The following is a 2,174-nucleotide window of genomic DNA, read 5'->3' on the forward strand; positions in this document are numbered from 1 at the left end:
CCGCGTTCCTCGGCCGAAGACCGGTGGCGGTGCGCCGCCGACGCAGGTTGGCAGCGCGCGATGGCAGCGGCGGCACCCCCCGCCTCCGGCACCTCGCGCTCCGGACTGCCCAAGCGTGTGCCGCAGGCTCAGCTCGTGCCGGGCGGAGTCGAGAACGGCGCGAAGAACCAGAACAAGCGCAGCCCGGATGAGGTTCGTGGCCTGCTTTCCGCGTACCACCGGGGTGTGCAACGAGGGCGTACGGCCGGCAGTGCCGAAGCTGCCGCGGGCGCCCCTGCTCCTAAGGAGAGTCGACAGTGACCAGGCCCCCCACCATGCAAGACATGGGCTGGCTGCTCAGCAACTTCGCGGACAGCGTCGCCGGCATCGCGCATGTCGTGGCGGTCTCCGCGGACGGGCTGCTGCTGGCATCCTCCCGGGATCTGCCGGCGGACCGTGCCGACCAGCTCGCCGCCATCACCTCCGGCGTGGTCAGCCTGACCGAGGGCGCCTCCCGCATGTTCAGCGCCGGTGAGGTGCAGCAGACCATCATCGAGATGGACAGCGGCTACCTCTTCCTGATGTCCATCAGCGACGGTTCCTCGATGGCCGTCCTCGCCGCGCGCAGCTGCGACGTCGGCCAGGTCGGCTACGAGATGGCGCTGCTCGTCGAGCGGGTCGGTGCGGCTCTCGTGCCGGCGCCTCGCGAAACCGTCGGCTTCCAGGCCTGACGGCGGGACGGCTGACGCCCGAGAGGAGGTGACCGCAGGATGGGGCAGCCCAGGCAACACGACCCGCGTGGCGCGCTGGTCCGGCCCTACGCGGTCACCCGCGGGCGGACCGAGCCGCAACGCGACATCCCGATCGAAGCGGTCCTGGTCGCCAGCCAGGCAGCCGTGCAGGAGGCCCGGTTCGCCGGGCACGACAAGTACCGCATCGCGCTGCTGTGCGAGCCGAGGGCGCAATCCCTGGCCGAGATCGCGGCGTACCACCGGCTACCGCTGGGGGTCGCCCGCGTGCTCGTCGCCGACATGGTCGCCGACGGGTTGCTGGCGTTGCACAGTGCCGCTCCCAAACAAGGATTCGCGGAGCGGATGGATCTGCTGGAAAGGGTGTTGAGTGGACTTCGCAAGCTCTGAGCGGGCGGGGGCGCAACCCAGGGAGATCACCTCCGCGAAGATCGTCATTGCCGGCGGCTTCGGCGTCGGCAAGACGACGCTGGTCGGTGCGGTCTCCGAGATCGAACCTCTCACCACCGAGGCGGTCATGACGTCGGCCGGGGCCGGTGTGGACGACGCGTCCAAGGTGCCGGGCAAGGAGACGACCACGGTCGCGATGGACTTCGGCCGCATCACCATGGCCGACGACCTGATCCTCTATCTGTTCGGCACCCCCGGACAGACCCGGTTCTGGTTCATGTGGGACGAGCTGATCCGTGGTGCCGTCGGCGCGGCGGTGCTGGTCGACACTCGGCGCATCTCGGACGCGTTCGCGCCGCTGGACTACTTCGAGAACCGGCACCTGCCATACCTGGTGGCGCTGAACTGTTTCGACGGCGCGCCACGCTATGAGCCGGGAGAGGTGCGGGAGGCGCTGGCCATCGCGCCGCACGTACCGCTGATCATGTGCGACGCCCGGCACCGCGACTCGGTGAAGGCCGTGCTGGTCGGCGTCGTCGAGCACGCTATGGCGACGCTGGTCGAGGAGCAGGGCCGCGGCTACCCCGCCACGGTGGGTTAGGCCGGCTCAGCCGGCGAGGCGGTAGCCCCGCTTCACGACGGTCTGGACGATCCCCGGGGTTCCCAGGCCGGCGCGGAGCCGGGCCACCGCCATCTCCACGGCGTGCTCGTCGGCGCCGCGGGGGAGCTCGTGCAGCAGGGCGCCCCGGGAGAGGACCCGCCCCGGGGAAACCGCCAGCGCACGCAGCACCGCCATCGGCGACGAGGCCAGCACCCGCAGCTCACCGTCCACGACGGCGGCGTGACCGCGCAGGGTCAAGGTGTGTCCCGAGACCTCGAGGGTGACCGCACGCCTCGGCAACTCGTCCACGATGGTGCGGACCAGCGCGCTGAGGCGAGCCCGGGCCGGTGACACGACCGGGACGCCGTACCCGCGCAACGGTGCGGCCGTGACCGGGCCCACGCAGGCCGCCACCACGTGTTTCCTGAACGCCGCCAGCACGTTGTCGCAGTTGG

4 protein-coding genes and 1 pseudogene are annotated in these 2,174 nt (G+C 71.0%); 4 read left to right on the forward strand and 1 reads right to left on the reverse strand.

Annotation, left to right across the window (positions count from 1 at the left end; translation table 11 throughout):
* The 4 genes and pseudogenes from AB0M20_RS39585 to AB0M20_RS39600 all read left to right on the forward strand — a co-directional run.
* Nucleotides 1-300 (forward strand): annotated as a pseudogene (locus tag AB0M20_RS39585) (histidine kinase); the annotation flags it as partial.
* Entirely contained in the window at nt 297-710 is a 414-nt protein-coding gene (locus AB0M20_RS39590) for a roadblock/LC7 domain-containing protein (protein ID WP_364306207.1), read from the forward strand. The pseudogene AB0M20_RS39585 and the gene AB0M20_RS39590, both read left to right, overlap by 4 nt.
* A gap of 39 nt (nt 711-749) precedes the next feature.
* Nucleotides 750-1,118, forward strand: coding sequence for a DUF742 domain-containing protein (locus AB0M20_RS39595; RefSeq protein WP_364306208.1), 369 nt, complete (start codon nt 750-752; stop codon nt 1,116-1,118).
* Nucleotides 1,099-1,719 carry an ATP/GTP-binding protein gene (locus AB0M20_RS39600; RefSeq protein WP_364306210.1) on the forward strand — a complete coding sequence of 207 codons (621 nt, stop codon included), beginning with the start codon at nt 1,099-1,101 and terminating at the stop codon, nt 1,717-1,719. Before AB0M20_RS39595 ends, AB0M20_RS39600 begins: the two co-directional genes overlap by 20 nt.
* A 6-nt stretch (nt 1,720-1,725) precedes the next feature.
* Here AB0M20_RS39600 and AB0M20_RS39605 read toward each other — a convergent pair.
* A partial coding sequence (locus tag AB0M20_RS39605; RefSeq protein ID WP_364306212.1) for a winged helix-turn-helix domain-containing protein occupies nt 1,726-2,174 on the reverse strand: 449 nt, incomplete at its 5' end.

The sequence above is a fragment of the Actinoplanes sp. NPDC051633 genome, assembly GCF_040681735.1.
In the GTDB taxonomy this organism is placed as follows: Bacteria; Actinomycetota; Actinomycetes; order Mycobacteriales; family Micromonosporaceae; genus Actinoplanes.